This window comes from Arthrobacter sp. BI5, assembly GCF_056680065.1.
Genome location: NZ_CM155264.1, coordinates 2,419,130 through 2,439,467, shown reverse-complemented (window position 1 = coordinate 2,439,467; position 20,338 = coordinate 2,419,130). Strand labels below are relative to the sequence as shown.

21 protein-coding genes, 1 tRNA gene and 1 other RNA gene are annotated in these 20,338 nt (G+C 67.1%); 9 read left to right on the top strand and 14 right to left on the bottom strand.

The window, feature by feature from the left end; genetic code table 11:
* Positions 1-159: 159 nt before the first annotated feature.
* The 5 genes from AC1MED_RS11215 to aceE form a co-directional block, all read right to left on the bottom strand.
* The gene (locus tag AC1MED_RS11215; protein WP_175320862.1) at positions 160-405 is read right to left on the bottom strand and encodes an acyl carrier protein; all 246 of its coding nucleotides are present in this window, start codon (positions 403-405) and stop codon (positions 160-162) included.
* A 145-nt stretch (positions 406-550) separates the two neighbouring features.
* Positions 551-1,612: a beta-ketoacyl-ACP synthase III gene (locus AC1MED_RS11210; RefSeq protein WP_346960746.1), complete on the bottom strand. Its 1,062-nt coding sequence runs from the start codon at positions 1,610-1,612 to the stop codon at positions 551-553.
* Positions 1,609-2,538, bottom strand: coding sequence for an ACP S-malonyltransferase (locus AC1MED_RS11205; RefSeq protein WP_479783355.1), 930 nt, complete (start codon positions 2,536-2,538; stop codon positions 1,609-1,611). The genes AC1MED_RS11210 and AC1MED_RS11205 overlap by 4 nt, the downstream gene beginning before the upstream one ends.
* Before the next feature lie 88 nt (positions 2,539-2,626).
* The gene (locus AC1MED_RS11200) at positions 2,627-3,871 is read right to left on the bottom strand and encodes a PucR family transcriptional regulator (RefSeq protein ID WP_479783354.1); all 1,245 of its coding nucleotides are present in this window, start codon (positions 3,869-3,871) and stop codon (positions 2,627-2,629) included.
* Between the two features lie 199 nt (positions 3,872-4,070).
* Positions 4,071-6,851 carry a pyruvate dehydrogenase (acetyl-transferring), homodimeric type gene (aceE, locus tag AC1MED_RS11195; RefSeq protein ID WP_479783353.1) on the bottom strand — a complete coding sequence of 927 codons (2,781 nt, stop codon included), beginning with the start codon at positions 6,849-6,851 and terminating at the stop codon, positions 4,071-4,073.
* A gap of 426 nt (positions 6,852-7,277) precedes the next feature.
* On the opposite strand from aceE, the gene AC1MED_RS11190 reads away from it, so the two are divergent.
* The 5 genes from AC1MED_RS11190 (at position 7,278) to AC1MED_RS11170 (ending at position 9,713) form a co-directional block, all read left to right on the top strand.
* Positions 7,278-7,697 carry a DUF3052 domain-containing protein gene (locus AC1MED_RS11190; protein WP_346960829.1) on the top strand — a complete coding sequence of 140 codons (420 nt, stop codon included), beginning with the start codon at positions 7,278-7,280 and terminating at the stop codon, positions 7,695-7,697.
* The gene (locus AC1MED_RS11185; protein WP_479783352.1) at positions 7,694-8,197 is read left to right on the top strand and encodes a peroxiredoxin; all 504 of its coding nucleotides are present in this window, start codon (positions 7,694-7,696) and stop codon (positions 8,195-8,197) included. The genes AC1MED_RS11190 and AC1MED_RS11185 overlap by 4 nt, the downstream gene beginning before the upstream one ends.
* Before the next feature lie 40 nt (positions 8,198-8,237).
* Positions 8,238-9,131 (top strand): NAD-dependent protein deacetylase, encoded by an 894-nt coding sequence (locus AC1MED_RS11180; RefSeq protein ID WP_479783351.1) that lies wholly within the window; start codon positions 8,238-8,240, stop codon positions 9,129-9,131.
* 100 nt (positions 9,132-9,231) lie between these two features.
* A tRNA-Val gene (locus AC1MED_RS11175) sits at positions 9,232-9,304 on the top strand.
* Between the two features lie 118 nt (positions 9,305-9,422).
* Positions 9,423-9,713 carry a hypothetical protein gene (locus AC1MED_RS11170; RefSeq protein WP_479783350.1) on the top strand — a complete coding sequence of 97 codons (291 nt, stop codon included), beginning with the start codon at positions 9,423-9,425 and terminating at the stop codon, positions 9,711-9,713.
* Positions 9,714-9,891: 178 nt separating this feature from the next.
* On the opposite strand, the gene AC1MED_RS11165 is transcribed toward AC1MED_RS11170, so the two are convergent.
* Positions 9,892-10,620: a FadR/GntR family transcriptional regulator gene (locus AC1MED_RS11165; protein WP_479783349.1), complete on the bottom strand. Its 729-nt coding sequence runs from the start codon at positions 10,618-10,620 to the stop codon at positions 9,892-9,894.
* Between the two features lie 227 nt (positions 10,621-10,847).
* Here AC1MED_RS11165 and gndA point away from each other — a divergent pair, with 227 nt between their 5' ends.
* Entirely contained in the window at positions 10,848-12,284 is a 1,437-nt protein-coding gene (gene gndA / locus AC1MED_RS11160; RefSeq protein WP_479783348.1) for an NADP-dependent phosphogluconate dehydrogenase, read from the top strand.
* Between the two features lie 74 nt (positions 12,285-12,358).
* Here gndA and epsC read toward each other — a convergent pair whose 3' ends face one another.
* The 3 genes from epsC to msrA form a co-directional block, all read right to left on the bottom strand.
* Positions 12,359-12,943 (bottom strand): serine O-acetyltransferase EpsC, encoded by a 585-nt coding sequence (gene epsC, locus AC1MED_RS11155; protein ID WP_138769044.1) that lies wholly within the window; start codon positions 12,941-12,943, stop codon positions 12,359-12,361.
* A 34-nt stretch (positions 12,944-12,977) separates the two neighbouring features.
* The gene (gene cysK / locus AC1MED_RS11150) at positions 12,978-13,913 is read right to left on the bottom strand and encodes a cysteine synthase A (protein WP_479783347.1); all 936 of its coding nucleotides are present in this window, start codon (positions 13,911-13,913) and stop codon (positions 12,978-12,980) included.
* Between the two features lie 67 nt (positions 13,914-13,980).
* Positions 13,981-14,505: a peptide-methionine (S)-S-oxide reductase MsrA gene (msrA, locus tag AC1MED_RS11145; RefSeq protein WP_479783346.1), complete on the bottom strand. Its 525-nt coding sequence runs from the start codon at positions 14,503-14,505 to the stop codon at positions 13,981-13,983.
* A gap of 110 nt (positions 14,506-14,615) precedes the next feature.
* Between msrA and AC1MED_RS11140 the strand changes: the two genes are divergently transcribed.
* Positions 14,616-15,509: a Nif3-like dinuclear metal center hexameric protein gene (locus AC1MED_RS11140; protein ID WP_479783345.1), complete on the top strand. Its 894-nt coding sequence runs from the start codon at positions 14,616-14,618 to the stop codon at positions 15,507-15,509.
* A gap of 123 nt (positions 15,510-15,632) precedes the next feature.
* Positions 15,633-16,370, top strand: a complete 738-nt coding sequence (locus AC1MED_RS11135) for a zinc ribbon domain-containing protein (RefSeq protein WP_479783344.1) — start codon at positions 15,633-15,635, stop codon at positions 16,368-16,370.
* A gap of 16 nt (positions 16,371-16,386) precedes the next feature.
* Here AC1MED_RS11135 and AC1MED_RS11130 read toward each other — a convergent pair whose 3' ends face one another.
* Both AC1MED_RS11130 and AC1MED_RS11125 read right to left on the bottom strand, forming a co-directional pair.
* Positions 16,387-17,151, bottom strand: coding sequence for a YaaA family protein (locus tag AC1MED_RS11130; protein ID WP_479783343.1), 765 nt, complete (start codon positions 17,149-17,151; stop codon positions 16,387-16,389).
* Between the two features lie 60 nt (positions 17,152-17,211).
* Positions 17,212-18,060: an SPFH domain-containing protein gene (locus tag AC1MED_RS11125; protein ID WP_346960818.1), complete on the bottom strand. Its 849-nt coding sequence runs from the start codon at positions 18,058-18,060 to the stop codon at positions 17,212-17,214.
* 109 nt (positions 18,061-18,169) lie between these two features.
* Between AC1MED_RS11125 and rnpB the strand changes: the two genes are divergently transcribed.
* Positions 18,170-18,563, top strand: an RNA gene (gene rnpB, locus AC1MED_RS11120) — RNase P RNA component class A.
* Positions 18,564-18,704: 141 nt separating this feature from the next.
* Here rnpB and AC1MED_RS11115 read toward each other — a convergent pair.
* From AC1MED_RS11115 to AC1MED_RS11105, 3 genes are read right to left on the bottom strand one after another with little or no spacing between them, the layout of a single operon-like run.
* A complete protein-coding gene (locus tag AC1MED_RS11115; protein ID WP_479783342.1) occupies positions 18,705-19,058 on the bottom strand; it encodes a hypothetical protein in 354 nt (117 codons plus the stop codon).
* Positions 19,059-19,118: 60 nt separating this feature from the next.
* Positions 19,119-19,418, bottom strand: a complete 300-nt coding sequence (locus tag AC1MED_RS11110) for a hypothetical protein (protein WP_479783341.1) — start codon at positions 19,416-19,418, stop codon at positions 19,119-19,121.
* 1 nt (position 19,419) lies between these two features.
* Positions 19,420-20,337 carry a hypothetical protein gene (locus AC1MED_RS11105; RefSeq protein ID WP_479783340.1) on the bottom strand — a complete coding sequence of 306 codons (918 nt, stop codon included), beginning with the start codon at positions 20,335-20,337 and terminating at the stop codon, positions 19,420-19,422.
* Position 20,338: the final 1 nt, after the last annotated feature.

Sequence of the window (20,338 nt, the reverse complement as noted above, 5' to 3'; positions counted from 1 at the left end):
GGAACCTGGTGAAGGCGGCCGGGGCCTGCGTAGGGAAAACTCGGTGGTCATGAAAACTTAGGGGTCAAGCGGTGGTGTTCCGGTCCGGGACGCCGATGAAGCGTCCCGGACCGGACACCGGGGCGGCCGTTGCCGGCCGGGCCAGGTGCAGGCGGAAGATTAGGCCTGCGCGTTGGCGATGAAGCTGACGGCGTCGCCGACGGTCTTGAGGTTCTTGACCTCTTCGTCCGGGATGCGCACGCCGAACTTTTCCTCGGCGTTGACCACGATGGTCATCATGGAGATGGAGTCGATGTCCAGGTCCTCGGTGAAGGACTTGTCCAGCTCGACAGCCTCGGGGGCCAGGCCGGTCTCTTCGTTGACGATTTCAGCCAGGCCGGCCAGGATCTCTTCGTTGCTAGCCATTGATGGCTCCTTTTCTTGTTGTTGCCGTCGGCGTCCGGGGGTTGTTCCGGGCTCCTCTGGCGAAATGATTCAAACCGAGGGTTCGGCTTGGTGTGGGATTCAGTGCCGTCGGGGGTACCGACGACTCAGGAAGTGCGGTGGCCGCCTACGGAAGCACAATCACCTGGGCGCCGAAGACAAGTCCGGCCCCGAACCCGATCTGCAGGGCCAGTCCGCCGCTCAGCTCAGGATTTTCCTGCAGCAAGCGGTGGGTGGCGAGGGGGATGGAGGCTGCCGAGGTGTTGCCTGCTTCGGCGATATCCCGGGCGACCTTGACGGTCTCCGGAAGTTTGAGCTTCTTGGCCATCTCGTCGATGATCCGCATGTTGGCCTGGTGCGGGATGAACGCCGCAAGGTCCTCGGCGCGGATGCCCGCGGCATCGAGGGCCTGCTGGGCCACCTTGGCCATTTCCCAGACCGCCCAGCGGAAGACCGTCTGGCCGTCCTGGCGCAGCGTGGGCCACAAGGCCGCTTCCGTCACCGCGGCCTCGCCCTCGCTGAGGGCGGTGCCGTGCTTGCCGGCGGCTTCGAAGTCGCGGACGTCCAGCATCGAGTGGGTCATGCCGATGGCGTCCCATTTGCTGCCGTCCGATCCCCACACCGACGGGCCGATGCCCGGAGTGTCGGAAGGTCCGACTACGACGGCGCCCGCACCGTCGCCGAGCAGGAAGGAGATGGTGCGCTCGGTGTTGTCGATGACGTCGGAGAGCTTCTCCGCGCCGACCACGAGCACGTACTTGGCCGCGCCGGAGCGGACCAAGGCGTCGGCCTGGGCGATGCCGTAGCAGTAGCCGGCGCAGGCGGCGGAGATGTCGAACGCCGGCGCCGGGGTGGCGCCGAGGCGGTCGGCCAGGCTTGCCGCGGCGGAGGGCGTCGCGTAGGGGTGGGTCACGGTGGACACGATCACGGCGCCCAGCTCGGACGCGTCAATGCCGGCCTTCTGCAGGGCCTCGCGGGACGCACCCTCGGCCATGTCGATGACGCTGACGTCGGCCGGGGCCCGGTGCCGGGTGATGATGCCGGTGCGCTGCCGGATCCACTCGTCCGAGGAATCGATCCACTGGCAGACGTCCTCATTGGTGACGATGACGCTGGGCCGGTAGGCGCCGACGCCCATCACGCGGGTGTTTTCCTGCAGGGGAGCCTGCTTCAGAGTAGGAGCGCTCATTCCCCTCCCTCCAGTTCTGCGAATAGGGCCAAGGCGGCGGAAAGGTCATCCGGGGTCTTGACGGTGACGGTCTTCACTCCGGGCATGCCGCGTTTGGCCAGGCCGGCCAGCGTCCCGGCCGGGGCCAGTTCGATCACGCCGGTCACACCGCGCTTCACCATGGTCTCCATGCACAGATCCCAGCGGACCGGGCGGGAGACCTGGGCGATCAGGCTGTCGACGGCGGCCGCGCCGTCGGTGACCTCGGCGCCGTCGAAGTTGGAAAGCAGCGGAACCTGCGGGTTGCGCGGGTGCAGCGAGGGCCTGAGGGCCTGCAGCGCGGCGACGGCGGGGGACATGTGCGAGGTGTGGAACGCGCCGGCGACCTTCAGCGGGATCACGCGGGCCTTGGCCGGCGGATTGTCGGCGAGGGCCTTGAGCTGTTCCAGGGTGCCCGCGGCCACGGTCTGGCCGGCGCCGTTGACGTTAGCCGGGGTGAGCCCGCAGGCCTCGATCGCGGCCAGGACCTCGGCGGGATCCCCGCCGACGACGGCGCTCATGCCGGTGGGGGTGGCCGCGGCGGCGGCGGCCATGCCGTTGGCGCGTTCGCGCACGAAGGTCATGGCTTCGGTCTCGGTCAGGACGCCGGCCAGGGCCGAGGCGGTGATTTCGCCGACCGAGTGTCCGGCGAGGATCACCGGGAGGGTGCCCAGTTCGACGTCGAACAGGGACTTCGCGGCCACCAGTCCGGCGGCGACAATCAAGGGCTGCGCGACGGCGGTGTCCTTGATGGTCTCCTCATCGGAGGTGGTTCCGTGGGCGGTGAGGTCGATACCTGCTATTTCGCTAAGGGAGGCCAGGTGGCCTGCGACGGGTGGCAGTTCCAGCCAGGGGGCCAGAAAACCAGGGGTCTGGGAGCCCTGTCCAGGGCAAACGATTGCAAGCACGTATCCAGCTTTCCAAATTGCCGCGTGATTCATCGGTACTTTCATGCACCAAGCTCACTGGGTCAGATTGTAGGAAGTCTACAACGGGTCAGGAGTTGTTACGGGACGGCTGGCGTTCCGGAGCGGGCCTGGGCGGGGCTGAAAGCCGGCCCACCACAAGCGCTGCCTGGAGCACAAACGCCTCGCGGGGGATCAGCGGATCCCAACCCGTGACGTCGCAAACGCGCTTGAGCCGGTACCGGACGGTGTTGGCGTGGACGAAGAGTTCGCGGGCCGTCGCCTCGAGCGAATGGCCAAGTTCAAGGTAGGTCCCGAGCGTCTCGACCAGGCCGTTGGACGCCGCGACCAGGGGCCGGTAGATGTTCTTCACCAGCGAGCGGCGGGCCGCGTCGTCACCGGAGATCACCCGTTCGGGCAGCAGGTCGTCGGCCGCCACGGGACGCGGCGCGGAGGGCCAGGCCCGGGCGGCGGTCAGGCCGGCGAACGCGGACTGCGCGGAGCTGCTGGCCTCGAGCAGCGAGCCGGCCTCGGCGCCGTAGACCACCGGGCCGGGGGCGAAAAGTTCACTGAGCTTCTGGCAGGCCGTTTCGCGGTCCTGCACGCCGCCCAGGATCAGGATCAGCCGGTCGCCCTGGATGCCCACGAGGGCGTCTTCGGCGAACCGCCCGGCGGTGCGGCGCAGTTCGCTGACGTAGCTGGCGCTGGGTTCGGACGGGGAGTTTCCCACCATCACGGTGAAGCGTTCCTGGGCTTTCCAGCCCAGCGCGGCGATCCGGGATCGCAGCGCGTCGGTGTTTTCGCCGCGCAGGATCGCGTCGACAATCAGCGCCTCCAGCCGGGTGTCCCAGGACCCGCGGGTCTCCGCAGCACGGGCGTAGACGTCGGCCGCGGCGAAGGCCACCTCGCGGGAGTAGCGCAGCACGGCCTCGCGCAGGGCGGCCTGGTCCGCTTCGGGCGCGATGATCGGCACCTGGTCTTCGACCACTTCAACGACGATCCGGATCAGCTGCAGCGCTTTTTGCAGGCTGATCGAGCGGGTGAGTTCGGTCGGGGCGGTGCCGAAGACATCGGAGAGGATCCACGAGGGCGAGCTGGGCCGCTCGAACCAGGTGACGAAGGCGGCGATGCCGTTCTGCGCCACCATGCCCAGGGCGGAGCGCTCGTCGGAGTTCAGCCGGCTGTACCAGGGCAGCGACTTTTCCAGCTGGCGCAGCGTGGTGGTGGACAGCTGGCCCACGCTGGCGCGGAGCTTTTTCAGCGTCTCGGCCTTCTCCGGGTTGAGCGCCCGCACGGACGGTTTGCGTTTTGCGGGAGTGGTGGTGGGCTCTGCCATGCATCGAGCATACGGTGCGGGCCGTCCAAGCTCCATTTGTGCAAAGGCTACAAGTCGCTTTGGGCTGCATCACAGCCGCGGCGGGCGCGCCGGGCCCCCGCCTGGAGCCGGGCTGCCTGGTTAAACGCCCGACGGCGGCCCCCACCTAGGTGGGAACCGCCGTCGGGCGCTGCTGTGCGCTGCTGCTACCGGCGCTCGGTCAGGACTCGCCGCCTGCGTTGCCGGTGGTGCCGGCGTTGACGTTGAGCAGGCGGTACTTCTCGATCGCCTGGGCCGGGGCCTGGGCGTCGACCTCGCCGCGGCGGGCCAGCATCTGCAGCGAACGGACCACGATCGAGTGGATGTCGTTCTTGAAGAAGCGGCGCGCGGCGGCGCGGGTGTCCGAGAAGCCGAAACCGTCAGCACCGAGCGAGGCGAACTCGTTCGGGACGAACTGCCGGATCTGGTCAGGAACGGCCTTCATGTAGTCCGAGACCGCCACGATCGGTCCGGTGGCGCCTGCGAGCTGTTCGGTAACGAACGGGACGCGGGCGGGCTGGCCCGGGTTGAGGAAGGCGTCTTCCTCGGCGGCCATGGCATCGCGGCGCAGCTCGGTCCAGGAGGTCACGGACCAGACATCGGCGGAAACGCCCCAGTCCTCGGCGAGGATCCGCTGGGCCTCAAGGGCCCAGGGGACGGACACGCCGGAGGCCAGGATCTGCGTCCGCGGGCCGTCGATCTTGGCCGGTGCCAGCAGGTAGATGCCCTTGATGATGCCCTCGGTGTCGAGCTCGGCCGGTGCCGGGGGCTGGACGATCGGCTCGTTGTAAACCGTGATGTAGTACATCAGGTTCCGGGCCGGGTCGTTGTCTGCGGGGCCGGGACCGTACATCCGGTTCAGGCCGTCGCGCATGATGACACCGATCTCGTAACCGTAGGCCGGGTCGTAGGTGACGACGGCCGGGTTGGTCGAGGCGAGGATCGGGGAGTGGCCGTCAGCGTGCTGCAGGCCCTCGCCGGTCAGCGTGGTCCGTCCGGCGGTGGCGCCGATGATGAACCCGCGGGTCATCTGGTCCGCGGCGGCCCAGAAGGAGTCGCCGGTGCGCTGGAATCCGAACATCGAGTAGAAGACGTAGATCGGGATCAGCGGTTCGCCGTGCGTGGCGTAGGAGGTGCCCGCCGCGGTGAAGGCCGCGACCGAACCGGCCTCGTTGATGCCCGCGTGCACGATCTGGCCGGCAATGGATTCCTTGTAGGCCAGGACGAGGTCGCGGTCCACGGACAGGTAGTTCTGGCCGTTCGGGTTGTAGATCTTCGCCGTCGGGAAGAACGCGTCCATACCGAAGGTGCGTGCCTCATCGGGGATGATCGGCACGATCCGGGAGCCGAAGTCCTTGTCCCGCATCAGGTCCTTGAGCAGCCGGACGAACGCCATGGTGGTGGCGGCCTGCTGCTTGCCGGAGCCGCGGTTGGCGACCTCGTACGCCTTGTCGCCCGGGAGGGTGACGTCGGTGTGCTTGGAGCGGCGTTCGGGGACGAACCCGCCGAGGGCGCGGCGGCGCTCCATCAGGTACTGGATCTCCGGGGCGTCAGCGCCGGGGTGGTAGTACGGCGGCTGGTACGGGTCCGCTTCGAGCTGCTCGTCCGTGATCGGGATGCGCAGGTGGTCGCGGAAGGCCTTCAGGTCCGCCAGCGTGAGCTTCTTCATCTGGTGGGTCGCGTTGCGGCCCTCGAAGTGGGTGCCCAGGCCGTAGCCCTTGACCGTGTGGGCCAGGATGACCGTGGGTTTGCCCTTGAACTCGGTGGCGGCCTTGTATGCGGCGTAGACCTTGTTGTAGTCGTGGCCGCCGCGCTTGAGGTTCCAGATCTCCTGGTCCGTCATGTCCGCGACCATGTCCTTGGTCTGCGGGGTCTTGCCGAAGAAGTGCTCGCGGACGAATCCGCCGGATTCGGCCTTGTAGGTCTGGTAGTCGCCGTCGACGGTCTCGTTCATGATCTTCACGAGCGAGCCGTCTTCGTCCTTGGCGAGCAGGTTGTCCCACTCGCGGCCCCAGACCACCTTGATGACGTTCCAGCCGGCGCCGCGGAAGAACGCTTCGAGCTCCTGCATGATCTTGCCGTTGCCGCGGACCGGGCCGTCGAGGCGCTGCAGGTTGCAGTTGATGACGAAGTTGAGGTTGTCCAGCTTGTCGTTCGCGGCGAGCTGGAGCAGGCCGCGGGATTCCGGCTCGTCCATTTCGCCGTCACCCAGGAATGCCCAGACCTGCTGGTCGGAGGTGTCCTTGATGCCGCGGTTGTGCAGGTAGCGGTTCGACTGCGCCTGGTAGATGGCGTTCATCGGGCCGATGCCCATCGAGACGGTGGGGAACTCCCAGAACTCCGGCATCAGCCGCGGGTGCGGGTAGCTGGAGAGGGCGTGGCCCTCCTTGGACTTCTCCTGGCGGAAGCCGTCCAGGTCCTCCTCGGTCAGCCGGCCTTCCATGAAGGCGCGGGCGTACATGCCGGGGGAGGCGTGGCCCTGGAAGAAGACCTGGTCGCCGCCGCCGGGGTGGTCCTTGCCGCGGAAGAAGTGGTTGAAGCCGACCTCGTAGAGGGTCGCCGCGCCGGCGTAGGTGGAGATGTGTCCGCCGACGCCGATTTCGGGCCGCTGGGAGCGGTGCACCATTACGGCGGCGTTCCAGCGCAGCCATGCGCGGTACTTGCGTTCGATCTCTTCATCGCCCGGGAACGGCGCTTCCTGGTCCACCGGGATGGTGTTGACGTAGTCCGTGGTGGTCACCATCGGTACGCCCACGCTCTGTGCACCGGCCCGCTGGAGCAGGCTGCGCATGATGTACTGGGCACGCTCGGTGCCCTGTTCCTGAATCAGTGTGTCCAGGGACTCCAGCCATTCGGCGGTCTCTTCCGGATCACGATCAGGCAGCTGGTTAGTCAACCCGCTGAGGATATGGGAGGTATCTTCTCCTGCAGCCACGTCCAACCTCTCTTTGAGCGCATTCATCGGCACCCTCAGCTCCGGCAGGGTAACTGCCTGGCGTGAACGCGACGTGTGCGACATATCGGTAACAGCAGCCCGGTCCTGTACGCCGGGCTAGGTCCAATCACAACCATGCCCGCCTGTATCAGCGGGCGGATGTCCGCGCAGGCATAGTCGTCATCAGCCACTCTAGCCGTGTGAGTCCGCGGATGCGTAGCCGCCGCATGGGGCCGCCGCCGTATTTCACGGGCATACTGGTTCTGTGACGTGGAGCCCCTCCGGGGTCCCCGGAACGGCCGGTGTGACGCAGAATATGGCGGATCGCGGGGTCCGCAGCTTGAAGCAAAGGCTCAAAGGGTGTTGGCTTGTAGTAATGGAAATCACTAGCACCACCAGGCAGTACACCGGCGGATGCAAACAGCAGACGCATGAACAGCATAGGAGTAACACGTGAGCGAGGCCGACGCCGCCACTTCGGTAAATGTGGCGGAAAAATTGGGTTTCAAAAATGGAGATCTGATTCAGGAATTCGGTTACGACGACGACGTCGACTTCGACTTGCGTGACGACATCGAGGACCTCACCGGCTCGGAACTTTTCGATGAGGACGACCACGAGGTAGTAGACGCCGCCATTCTCTGGTGGCGCGACGGCGACGGCGACCTCGTGGACACCCTCGTCGACTCGCTCACCTCCCTGACTGAGGGCGGGGTGGTCTGGGTGCTGACCCCGAAGAACGGCCGGGACGGCTACGTGTCCCCGTCGGATATCCAGGACGCCGCCCCCACCGCCGGACTGCACTGCACGACATCCGCGGGTGTGTCCCGCGACTGGAGCGCCACCCGGCTGGTCACGCGGAAGAACAAGTGACCCAAGCGGGCGTGGAAACGCTGTCGTTGCCGGCCGCCGTGCCCGCCGTCGGCCAGGCCGCCCCCGACTTTGAGCTCGCCAACCAGTTTGGCGAGCCGGTCCGGCTTTCTGAACTGCGCGGCCGCAATGTGGTCCTCGTGTTCTTCCCGTTTGCGTTCTCCGGTATCTGCACTGGTGAGCTCTGCGAAATCCGCGACAACCTTGCGCTCTTCGAGGACGCCGACGCCGCCGTGCTGGGCATCTCGGTGGACAGCAAGTTCGCGCAGCGCGCCTACGCGAAGAAGGAAGGCTACTCCTTCGACCTCCTGGCGGACTTCTGGCCGCACGGCGCGGTGGCCCAGCGGTACGGCGTTTTCGATCCGGACAGCGGCATGGCCAAACGCGGCACCTTTATCATCGACGCGCACGGAACGGTCCGCTACGTCGTGGTGAACCCCCGCGGACAGGCCCGGGATTTCACCGAGTACCGCGCCGCGCTGGCGGGTCTCGCAGGGAACTGACGGGGGAGACGGCGTGAGGCAGCGGCGGCCCGGGGTAGGCATGACTGGTTTTGCCAGCCTGCCGCCGGTCCCTGCCGCCGAACCGGCGCGCAGCGACCTCGAGGTCCTGCGGGACATCCACAGCGTGCTCGCGGGGGAGCCGTTTGCGCTGCTCACCGGCGCAGGTCTCAGCACGGACTCGGGCATCCCGGACTACCGTGGCCCCGGCTCGGCCCCGAGGGCGCCGATGACCTACCAGGAATTCATCGGCGAACCCGAAAACCGGCGGCGCTACTGGGCCCGGAACCACATCGGCTGGTCGCATCTGCGCCGGGCCGACCCCAATGACGGCCACGCGGCCGCGGCCCGGCTGGAACACCGCGGGCTCCTCACCGGCCTGATCACGCAGAACGTCGACCGCCTGCACGAGGACGCCGGAAGCGTGAACGTGGTGGATCTGCACGGCCGGTTCGACCAGGTGGTCTGCCTGGCCTGCCAGCGCCGCTACAGCCGTTCGCTGCTGGCCGGTGTGCTGGAGGAACTCAACCCCGGCTTCCTGACGGAAGCACTCGCGGCCGGCGTGGTGGAAATGGCGCCCGACGCCGACGCGACCGTGGAGGACTCGGACCTGATCGCAGGCTTCGTCGTCGCGAATTGTCCCGCCTGCGGCGGCACCCTGAAACCGGACTTCGTCTATTTTGGCGAAAACGTCCCCAAGGACCGGGTGGAACGCTCCTACGCGATGGTCGATGCCGCCGCGGCCCTGCTGGTGGCGGGGTCCTCCCTGACCGTGATGAGCGGACTGCGCTTTGTCCGGCACGCAGCCAAGCAAGGCAAGCCCGTGGTCATCATCAACCGGGGACAGACCCGCGGCGACGACCTGGCCACGATCAAGCTGGAGGCCGGCGTCAGTGAATCGCTGACCTGGCTCGCCGCGGAACTCCCGGGCCTCTGACGCCCGCAGGCGGGGCTGCCGCCGATTGGCGTTTCCGCCGCCGTTTCCGGTAGAGTCATTGTTCGTTGGTTGACGCACTGAAGTGCGGAAACAACCCCTTGGGTCTTTAGCTCAGCTGGTAGAGCGCCACGTTTACACCGTGGATGTCATCGGTTCGATCCCGGTAGGACCCACCCATCAAAACCCCGTCGCGGCAGGCCTCAACGCCGGCTGTGACGGGGTTTTTTGCTGCGCCTTGCTAAGGCCTCACGGCCGCCCAGAATGTCGGTGCCCGTCCGTACAGTTCCGGGCATGGAACATGTGATGGTGAAGACCGGCCCGGACGGGCACCCCCTGGCGGTGGTCCGCGGTGGCCGCGAATGGGTGGTCGGCGCGGAGCCGGTGCGCTGGTTTGAACGGGTGAGCTGGTGGGAGGCCGAGCGCCGGATGCCCAAGGGCCTGAGCCGGGTCGACGTCGAGGTGTGGCAGGTCCAAGCCCGGCTGGGCCGGAACCCCGGATCGGCCCTGACCACCATGGAAATCATCCGGGACGGCCTGGGCGGGGGCTGGCGGCTCCGGGAAGCAGTGGCGGACGCCGCGTGAAGACCACATGGAAAAGCCTGCTGGCAATGGAAAAGCCTTCCACCGCGACTATTGGGGGATGCCGCGGTGGAAGGCTTGTAAGAAATATACCGTGAATGCGTCCAAATGTGAAACGCCTAGCGGTTGAATTTGGCCATCGTCGGGACTAAATCGGGGGATGGCCGCCGGCGCGGCAGCCCTAGTGGCGCTGGACCGGAACGAAGACGCGTGGCTGGTCTTTCCAGCTGGGTTCCATGTCGGCGATCGTCTCGCGCATGATCTTGTTGGAGGCCTCGCGGGCGGCCGCGCCGTTGCCGGCCGCAATTGCCTCCGCCACGTCCACGTGCCACTGCAGCGCGGAGGCGCGCGGATGGTCCGGCATCAGGCCGTGCACCGTGCGTCCGGTCAGGGTCTCGGCCACTTGGCCCACCATGTTGGCGAACATCTCGTTGCCCGAGCCGGCCAGCAGCAGGGAATGGAAGCGGATGTCCAGGTCCAGGAACCGCGGCACGTCGCCGGCCACGCCGGCCTCCCGCATGGCGTGCGAGATTTCCACGAGTTCGCCGCGGAGCTCGTCCGGGGCGTTGCCGGCGGCCAGTTCGGCCGCCACCGGTTCCACCGCCGTGCGCAGCTCGGCCAGGGATCGCAGCTGGGCGCCGCGGCCTTCGCCGGCCAGGCGCCAGCGGATCACGAGCGGGTCGAAGGGGTTCCAGCGGCTGGCAGGCAGCACCCGGATGCCGACGCGTTTGATAGTCTCCACCAGCCCCAGGGACTGCAGGACGCGGACCGCCTCGCGGACCACCGAGCGGGAGACTTTCAGCTCGTCCTCGAGGTGCTCGGCCAGCATGACGTGGCCTGCGGGGAGGTCGCCGGCGACGATGCGGGCTCCCAGATGCTCGATGGCGCGGTGATGGAGGCTGGTCGACATAGTCGTAAGCATAGTGGCGCCAACCGGGATCCCCGCGGCTGCCAGCACAGTGGCCGGCGAAAATCATAGACTGTTTGTGACGCGCCGTATTCCTTCACGTGGGCGCTGCTTTCCGGCAGGCCGCGGAAATACATATGGTTTATTGACAGCCACTGATCCCAAGAAGCGTGTTCCGCAGCAAGTGCGGAACGAATTGCACTCGATGCACAGAATGAATTGGAGTTTTGATGTCAGCACACATCGGTGTCACCGGCCTCGCGGTGATGGGGGCCAACCTGGCCCGGAACCTGGCCCGTAACGGCTTCACCGTTGCCCTGCACAACCGGTCCGTGGAGAAAACCGACGCGCTCCTCGAAAAGCACGGCCAGGACGGCGACTTCGTCCGCACGGAGACGCTGCAGGAACTCGTTGACTCGCTGGAGAAGCCGCGCCGCGTGCTGATCATGGTCAAGGCCGGCAAGCCGGTGGACTCCGTGATTGAGCAGCTCGAACCGCTGCTGGAGCCCGGCGACATCATCATCGACGCCGGCAACTCGCACTACGAGGACACCCGCCGCCGCGAAGCCGCCCTCGCCAAAAAGGACCTGCACTTCGTCGGCATCGGCGTCTCCGGCGGCGAGGAAGGGGCCCTCAACGGCCCCTCGATCATGCCCGGCGGTTCCAAGGAGTCCTACAAGGCACTCGGCCCGCTGCTGGAAAAGATCGCCGCGCACGTCGACGGCCAGCCCTGCTGTGCCTGGATCGGCACCGACGGCGCCGGCCACTTCGTCAAGATGGTGCACAACGGCATCGAATACGCCGACATGCAGGTCATCGGCGAGGCCTTCGACCTGCTGCGCTCCGGCGCCGGCATCGAGCCGGCCGAGCAGTCCAAAATCTTCGCCGAATGGAACAAGGGCGAGCTGGCCTCCTTCCTGATCGAGATCTCCGCCGAGGTCCTCGGCCACGTTGACGCCAAAACCGGCAAGCCGTTTGTCGACGTCGTCGTGGATGCCGCCGGCCAGAAGGGCACCGGCCGCTGGACGGTCATCTCCGCCCTCGAACTGGGTTCCCCGACCTCGGGCATCGCCGAATCAGTGTTCGCGCGGGCGCTGTCCTCCCAGGCGGAGCAGCGCAAGCTGGCCCAGGAGCTGCTCACCGGTGGCGAGGCCGCCGTCGAGGTCCCCGAAACCTTTGTCGAGGACGTCCGGCAGGCGCTGTACGCGTCCAAGCTGGTCTCCTACGCGCAGGGCCTGGACATGCTCACCTCCGCCGCCAAGGAATACGGCTGGGACCTCAAGCTGGACGAGATCGCTTCCCTGTGGCGTGGCGGCTGCATCATCCGCGCCGAACTGCTCAAGGAAATCACCAAGGCCTACGCCGCGGAGGAGAAGCCGGCCAACCTGCTGTTCGCCCCGGCCTTCACCAAGGCGATCGCCGAAGTCCTCCCGGCCTGGCGCCGCGTGGTGGCCACCGCCGTGCAGCTCGGCATCCCGGTGCCCGTGTTCTCCTCCTCGCTGGCCTACTACGACGGACTGCGCCGCAAGCGCCTGCCGGCCGCCGTGATCCAGGGCCAGCGTGACCTCTTCGGTGCGCACACCTACGGCCGCGTCGACACTGAGGGCACCTTCCACACCCTCTGGGGCGAGGACAAGTCCGAAATCGCCGCGGTGGACACGCACTAGTCCCGCCCGGTTAAGCGACAGCGGCCGGCGCCCCCGCTTTGGGGGCGCCGGCCGCTGTCTTATAACTGCGTGCCTTAGATCCGGTATTCGATCAGGTACTCGGCCGGGTCGACGGCGGGCTTGGTCTCGCGCTGGGCGTCGCGGTGCCGCCAGGTGGCCGGCACGCCGGTCAGGATCGACTCGGCCGGGGCGTCCTTGACCACGACGGCGTTGGCGCCGATGGCGCTGTCCCGGCCGATGGTAATGGGGCCCAGGACCTTGGCGCCGGCGCCGATGACCACACGGTCCTCGATGGTGGGGTGCCGCTTGATCTTGGCGAGCGAACGGCCGCCCAGCGTGACGCCGTGGTAGATCATGACGTCCTCGCCGATCTCGGCGGTCTCGCCGATCACCACGCCCATGCCGTGGTCAATGAAGAAGCGGCGGCCGATCGTGGCGCCGGGGTGGATCTCGATGCCGGTCAGGAAACGGGCCAGCTGGGAGATCAGCCGCGCCGGAAAGCGCAGCGAGGGGTTCTGCCACAGCCGGTGCGTCAGGCGGTGCGCCCAGATCGCGTGCAGGCCGGAGTAGGCAAAGAAGTTTTCGAAAGAACCCCGCGCCGCCGGGTCGTGGGACCGGGCGGCGTCGAGGTCTTCCTTCAGCCTTGCGAAGAAGCTCACAAAGACCTTTCTACGAAATTGTGGCGGGCCGGAATCAGCCGCGGATGTCGTCGTACAGCACGGTGGAGATGTAGCGCTCCCCGAAGTCGCAGACGATGGCAACAATCAGCTTACCGGCGTTCTCCGGCCGCTTGGCGAGCTCCAGGGCCGCCCAGACGATCGCGCCGGAGGAGATGCCGCCGAGAATGCCTTCCTTCACGCCGAGATCGCGTGCCACGCGGACCGAGTCCTCCAGAGTAGCGTCGAGGACCTCGTCGTAGACGTTGGTGTCCAGGATCTCCGGCACGAAGTTGGCGCCGAGGCCCTGGATCTTGTGCGGGCCGGCGTTGCCGCCGTTGAGGATGGCGGAGTCCTTGGGCTCGACGGCGACGATCTGCACGTCGGGCTTGCGCTCCTTGAGGACCTGGCCGACGCCGGTGACGGTTCCGCCGGTGCCGACGCCGGCGACGAAGATGTCCACCTTCCCGTCGGTGTCGGTCCAGATTTCCTCGGCCGTGGTCCGGCGGTGCACCTCGGGGTTGGCCTCGTTGGCGAACTGCTGGGCCCAGATGGAATTCTCCGTGTTGGCGACGATCTCCTGGGCCTTCTCCACGGCGCCGCGCATGCCCTCGGATCCGGGGGTCAGCACGATTTCTGCACCGTAGGCGCGGAGCATTACGCGGCGTTCCGTGGACATGGTCTCCGGCATGGTGAGGATGACCTTGTAACCGCGGGCGGCGCCGACCATGGCCAGTGCGATGCCGGTGTTGCCCGAGGTTCCCTCGACGATGGTACCGCCGGGCTTGAGCGCACCGGACTTCTCCGCGGCATCGATGATGGCCACGCCGATCCGGTCCTTGACGCTGTTGGCCGGATTGTAGAACTCCAGCTTGACCGCCACCGTGGCGTCCAGGCCTTCGCTCAGCCGGTTGAGGCGGACCAGCGGCGTGCCGCCGACCAGCTGGGTAACATCGTCATAGATCCGTGCCATGGGTATATGTGCCTATCTGTGAAGAGGGAATTCTAAGGTCAGCCTAACGATGGCGCTCAGGGCCTAGCTAAGCATTAAGCCATGCAGAGTAATATTTCCTGGCCTTCGCCAGCTTCGGGTTGATGATCACCTGGCAGTAGCCCTGTTCGGGGTATTTCGCGTAGTAGTCCTGGTGGAAATCCTCGGCCACGTGGAAGACCGGCAGCCGGCTCACCTCCGTGACGATCGGCTGCGCCCACAACTCCTGGTTCCGGTCGATCGCTTCCTCGAAGAGCATCTTTTCTTCGGTGGTCTCGTAGAACATCGAAGAGCGGTACTGGGTGCCGACGTCGTAGCCCTGGCGGTTCAGCGTGGTGGGATCGTGCAGGGCGAAGAACATGTCCAGGATGACTTCGGCCGGGATTACCTCCTCGTCGAACGTCACCGCCACCACCTCGGCGTGCCCGGTGGTCCCGGAGCACACGGAGTAGTAGTCGGGGTTGCGGTCATGGCCGCCGGTGTAGCCCGAAACGACCGAGCTGACACCTTTGGTCTTCTGGTAGACGGCGTCGAGGCACCAAAAGCAGCCCCCGCCGAGGACGAAAGTTCTCATGTCCTGTTCAATGGACGAACGCCCCGGATCATTCCCGAACCCGGGATTCAACGCGCATCCGGGACTCCCGGCACGGTGGCCGGGCTCGCGGATAGGGTAAAAATAAGGGTATGGAAGCTGAGAACACCGACGTTTCAGGACAGCCCGCCGAAGCTGCAGGCCCCGGCAAAGCCGCCACGCTCGGCATGATCCTGCTGGCCGTCGAGGAACTCTGGCCCGAATCGCTGGCGGAGGAGTGGGACGAGGTGGGCCTCGTGGCGGGGCACCCGTCCGCCGAGGTGAACAGGATCCTCTTCGCCGTAGACCCCACCCTCGAAGTCATCGAGGAAGCCGTCGACTGGGGCGCCCAACTGCTCATCACCCACCACCCCCTGCTGCTGAAGGGCGTCACCTCCGTCGCGGCCAACACCCCCAAGGGCAAGGCCGTGCACCGGCTGATCGAGTCCGGGACCGCCCTACTGACGGTCCACACCAACGGTGATTCCGCCGTCGGCGGCGTTTCCGATGTGCTGGCCGACGCGCTGGGCCTGCAGGACGTGGTGCCGCTGACGCCGGCCGCGAACGGCCTTCCGGAGGAGGGCATCGGCCGGGTCGGCGACCTCGCCGACGTTCAGACGCTGGGTGACTTCGCCGCGCGCGTATTCGGCATCCTGCCCTCCGTTGCCGGCGGTGTCCGGGTGTCCGGCGACCGGGACGGCTTGGTGCGCCGGGTGGCGCTGTGCGGCGGCGCCGGAGATTCCCTCTTCAACGAGGTCCGCGCGAGCAACGCCGACGTCTACCTCACCGCGGACCTGCGCCACCATCCGGCGTCGGAGGCGCGCGAGGCCGCCGTCAATGACCGGCCCTACCTGATCGACGTCTCGCACTTCGCCAGCGAGTGGTTGTGGCTGCCGGCGGCCGCCGAGGCCCTGGGGAATGTGCTGACCGACCAGGGGCACGACATCGAGATCCGGGTCAGCAGCACCAACAGCGACCCCTGGGACTTCATTCTGACTCCGGGCTAAGCCTCGCGTGCGAGGGGCCCCGGGTGAGCGTAGCGAGGCCGGGGAGCACGCTAGGCGCTAGAGTCTAGGGAGCGCCGGTAGGGCGCCCGGCCTCGGCCGGTAAGTGAACAAGCGGAGGAAATAGTGGCCAAGGCAGCACCGGCGGAACAGTTGAAGTTGCTCGAATTGCAGGGACTCGATGCCAGGCTCAAGTCCCTGTCCAACCGCCGCCGCAGCCTTGAAAGCGATTCCCGGATCACCGACCTGGAGGCTGCCCTCAGCGTCGCCAACGGCGAACTGGGTGCCGCGAAGGTGGCGGTGCACGACGCCGAGCTCGAACTCAAACGCGCCGAGGCCGACGTCGAGCAGGTCGCCTCCAGGATCGAACGCGACGAGGCAAAGCTCAACAGCGGCACCGGTCTGTCCAAGGACCTCGTGGCCCTGCAGCGTGACATCGCGTCCCTGAACAAGCGCCGTTCGGACCTGGAGGACGTGGAGCTCGAGGTGCTGGAACGGCTGGACTCGCTGCGCCTGCGCCAGGCCACGCAGCAGCAGATCGTTGATGACATCCAGGGCTCCTTCGGCACCATCCGCGCCGAACTGGACGAGCAGCTGGCCGAAGTGGCCGCCGAGATGACCGTGGTGCGCGGCCAGCGTGCCGAGTTCGCCGAGGGACTGGACGCGGGCATGCTCGCCGTTTACGAGAAGACGCTTGCCAAGCGCGGCGTCGGCGCGGCCCGGCTCTTCCACGGCACCTCCGAGGGTTCCGGGATGCAGCTGAGCCCCGGCGACCTCGCCGAGATCAAGGCCGCCGCCGAGGACGACATCGTCTTTTGCCCCGACTCCGGCTGCATCCTGGTCCGCTCCGCCGAGTGGGCCTAGCCAGCCGGACTGCCAGCTAGCTGGGCAGGAGGAGGTTGAGGGTGTGCGGCTTCCGCGCCGTGCCCTCGACCAGCTCCGCGGCCCACTTCTCCGCGGCGGCCTGCCGTAGCTGCGCCGGGGTCTGCGGGGCCTTGCCGCGCCGGGTCAGCAGGTGCCGGGCCAGCTCGCCGCGGGTGTGCTTGGCGAAGTGGCTCACCACCTTGCGGACCCCGTTGACCTCGGTGAAGACGTTCACGGCCACGGTCTGTTCCGGCGGCGGGGCCCACGCCGCGGCGTAGGTGCTGGAGCGGCAATCAACCAGCAGTTCGCCTGCCGTTTCGGCAGCCAGGGCCTCTGTTAATTGCGGTTTCCAGAAGGAGGCCAGCCGTCCGACGTCGGGCAGGGCCGTACCCATCGACAACCGGTACGCCGGCACCCGGTCCGCGAACCGGATTGCACCCCAGAGCGCGGAGATCACCAGCACGGACGCGTCGGCCTTCTTTCGCTGGGCCGGAGTCAGTGAACGGTAGTCCAGGGCGTCGTACAGCACGCCGGAATACACCTGATGGGCGGGCGCGGCGGGCTCGGCGTGCAGGCGGGTGTTCCGGTCGACGTCGGACTTCAGCGAGGCTCCGACGCCGAGCAGCGCCAGGGCATCCTCGTGGGCGCTGACGGTGCCGAGCGCCTCGAGGACCTTCGCGCGGTAGGCGTTGAGGCCGGGAAAGCTCAGCGACGCCGGGTCGACGGCGTCGCCGCGGGTCGCGGGGGTTTTGCCTTCGGAGGGCGGCAGCAGAATCAGCACCGTACGATCCTACCGGCGGGCCGCGGGCGTTCCGGCCGGCCGGAGTGCCGTGGTGCCGGTCTACGCGGCCTGGATGGGTGCCGGTGGTGCCACCGGGGCCGGGTTTGCCGCCGGACGCGCGGACTCGACCGCAGCGGCCTTGGTTTCACGGGCCAGGAAGGCGGACAGCTCGCCGATGGTACTCATCAGCGGCGCCGGGAAGACGACGGTCGAGTTCTTGTCCACCGCAATCTCCACCAGGGACTGCAGGTTCCGCAGCTGCAGGGCCAGCGGGTGGGCCATCATCGTGTCCGACGCCTCGCCGAGCGCCGCGGCGGCGATCGCCTCACCCTCGGCGGCGATGATCTTGGCCCGCTTTTCCCGCTCCGCCTCGGCCTGCCGAGCCATGGCCCGCTTCATGCTCTCCGGCAACTGGATGTCTTTGAGCTCCACGAGGGTGACCTCGACGCCCCACTCCAGTGTGAGGGCGTCGAGGATTTCGCGGATATCGCTGTTGATGTGTTCCGTCTCGGATAGCGTCTGGTCCAGGCTGTGCCGGCCGACAACTTTCCGGAGAGTGGTCTGCGCGATCTGGTTGATCGCGGCGGCCACGTTCTCGATCGCCACGACCGACTTCACGGCGTCGATCACCCGGTAGTAGGCCACGGCGGAGATGTCCACACTGACGTTGTCCTGGGTGATGATGCCCTGCGACTGGATCGGCATGGTCACGATCCGCAGGCTGACCAGCTGCAGTCTGTCGATCACCGGGATGATGAAGCGCAGGCCGGGCATCCGGACGCCGATCACCCGGCCCAGGCGGAACAACACACCCTGCTCGTACTGGCGGACAATCCGGATCGACATGCGGGCCACGATCAGGAGCGCGGCCGCGACGATCAGCCAAATAACGACGGCGGTAAAATCCATCCGAATCGCTTCCTTGCATGGCGGGGTTACTGTTTTCATTCTCCCACCGACGCGGTAAAAAGGCGCCCGTGCCCCGGCTGCCGGGGGAGACCGTAGAATGAACAGCGGATGGGTTGACCAGGCGGCCGCGCGTCACGCAAGTGGCTCGAGGAACGTCCGGGCTCCGCAGGGCAGGGTGGTGGGTAACGCCCACTCGGGGTAACCCGCAGGCCAGTGCCACAGAGAATAGACCGCCTGGCCCAGGGCCGTGTCCGCACGGCTCGGGGAGCAGGTAAGGGTGAAACGGCGGTGTAAGAGACCACCAGCTTCCCGGGTGACCGGGAAGGCTAGGTAAACCCCACCCGGAGCAAGGCCAGACAGGACACGTTTGAGGGCTGCCCGCCCGAGTGTCCGGGTAGGCCGCTGGAGGGCGTCGGCAACGGCGTCCGTAGATGGATGGCCGCTACTCCCGCGCCGGTAACAGCGCGGGAACACAGAACCCGGCGTATCGGTCAACCCATCCACTTACCTGGCCGATATTCGCCGGTTTTCCGGGGCAAAACTGGCGATTTTGCGGATAATTCAGCTTGCCTCTCGGGCCTATTAGATGGCACTTAATCGCGTTGTGGCGGACCCTTTTGCCCATCGATTGCCCATGATAATCGCTATGCCGGGAGGACCCCGGGCAGCCGGTCACCCCACCGGACATGGCGCAGGTTTTCGGGGCAACGGTGGTACTCCCAGATGTCCCATTCGGAGTCGTTGACGCGGCGGACGTTGCCGGCGGGGACCCAAGCCCAGTGCGGCCGCCGGTCGTCGTCCTCCCAGGACGCGAGGATGTGGGACGGGTTCCACCGCTCGGCGCGGGCGTGGACGTCGATCGTCCCGCCGCCGGCCAGCGCGACCGTGGCGAGGATCTTCGGGTACTTGCCGTACTCCCACGATTTGGTCTCCTCGAGGTGACCTGGGTCCGGGAGAAGGTACTCGTAACTGGTCCCGTCGAGGGTGAACGATGCCATGCCGACATCGTAGCCGGACGAAGAAAAGCGCCCCACCCGGTGAAGGGTGGGGCGCTTCTGCTATGTCTTGTCGGGTGCCAGCCAGGGCAGGTAGGCCCGGGTCCACTCGATCACTCCGGGTATGGCCATGATGCGGGCCAGGACGCCGGCCAGCGCGGTGATGCCAGCCGCAGCGGCCAGCAACCAGAGTCGCAGCCCATCCGGGAGTACCTGGCCGAAGCCGTTGACAATCTCCTGGATGATGAGCGGCACGATGATGAGCAAGCCGGGGAACGCTGCCAGCGCGGTCTGCAGCGCGGTGCGCATCGCCGCCCGGTTCGGGTTCGCCGCCTGTGTGGTGGTTGCGAGGTGATCGGCCATGTTATTTGCCTCCGATGGTGATGGTGCCGGAGAGGTCGAGGTTGGCGAGGGCCTTCGTCGCGCCTGCTTCCGCCGCCGCGGTTACGGCGTCCAGGTCGATGCCCGGGCCGCCGGCCTTGATGACGGCGCTGAGTGCCGCCTGCAGCCCGGCGATCTGCGCGGCCGTGCTCTGCGCGGCACGGGTGCCCTTGGCAATGAAGTCCCGGATGCCTTCCTGCCCGCCCGTGACATTGATCGGGGCGGTCTGTTCCGCGGCTTTCTGCGCGGCACGGGTCCCCTTCGCGATGAAATCCCGGATGCTGGCCGGGCCCGCGTCCGTGGTGATGTCCTTGGTGCGGTCCAGCAGGATCGCCAGCTTCTTGTTGATGTCGTCAATTTCGGCCACGGTAAGTTCTCCTTCGGTAATGGTGCCCTGCGCTGCGATAGCGCCCCCGGTTCGCGGCCGGATGATTGCGATGAGCCCCTGCCTTGGCAGGTGTTGGATGGTGGTCGGCCCGGTGGTCCACTGCGGGTAAGGGTTTCCGTCCTGGGCCGCGGTACTGTTCTGCGACACGCAAAGCACTTGGGCGCCGAAGTCCTGCACGCCGATGGCGACATGGGTCTTCGGGTAGTACCAGTAGCTATCGCCCCAAACCAACGTGTCACCGCCCTGCACGGTCGCGGATGGTGGCAGCTTCTCGTAGGCCGTGGCGATCGCCGGCGTCTGCGGGAAGGCATCGGCCATGTTGCCGGCCCAGCCGGGCCAGCGCCCCTCGCCGCCGGTGTTGATGACTGGCAGGCCGAGGTACTTGGCCCAGTTGGCGTGCAGGTCCCAGCACTGAGCGCCGTAGCCCTGTTCCCGGGGCTCCCAGTCCTCGTTGATATATTTGCCCTGAACCTGCGGGATCCAGTCGCTCAGGCGGGCCTCTAACGTCGGCATG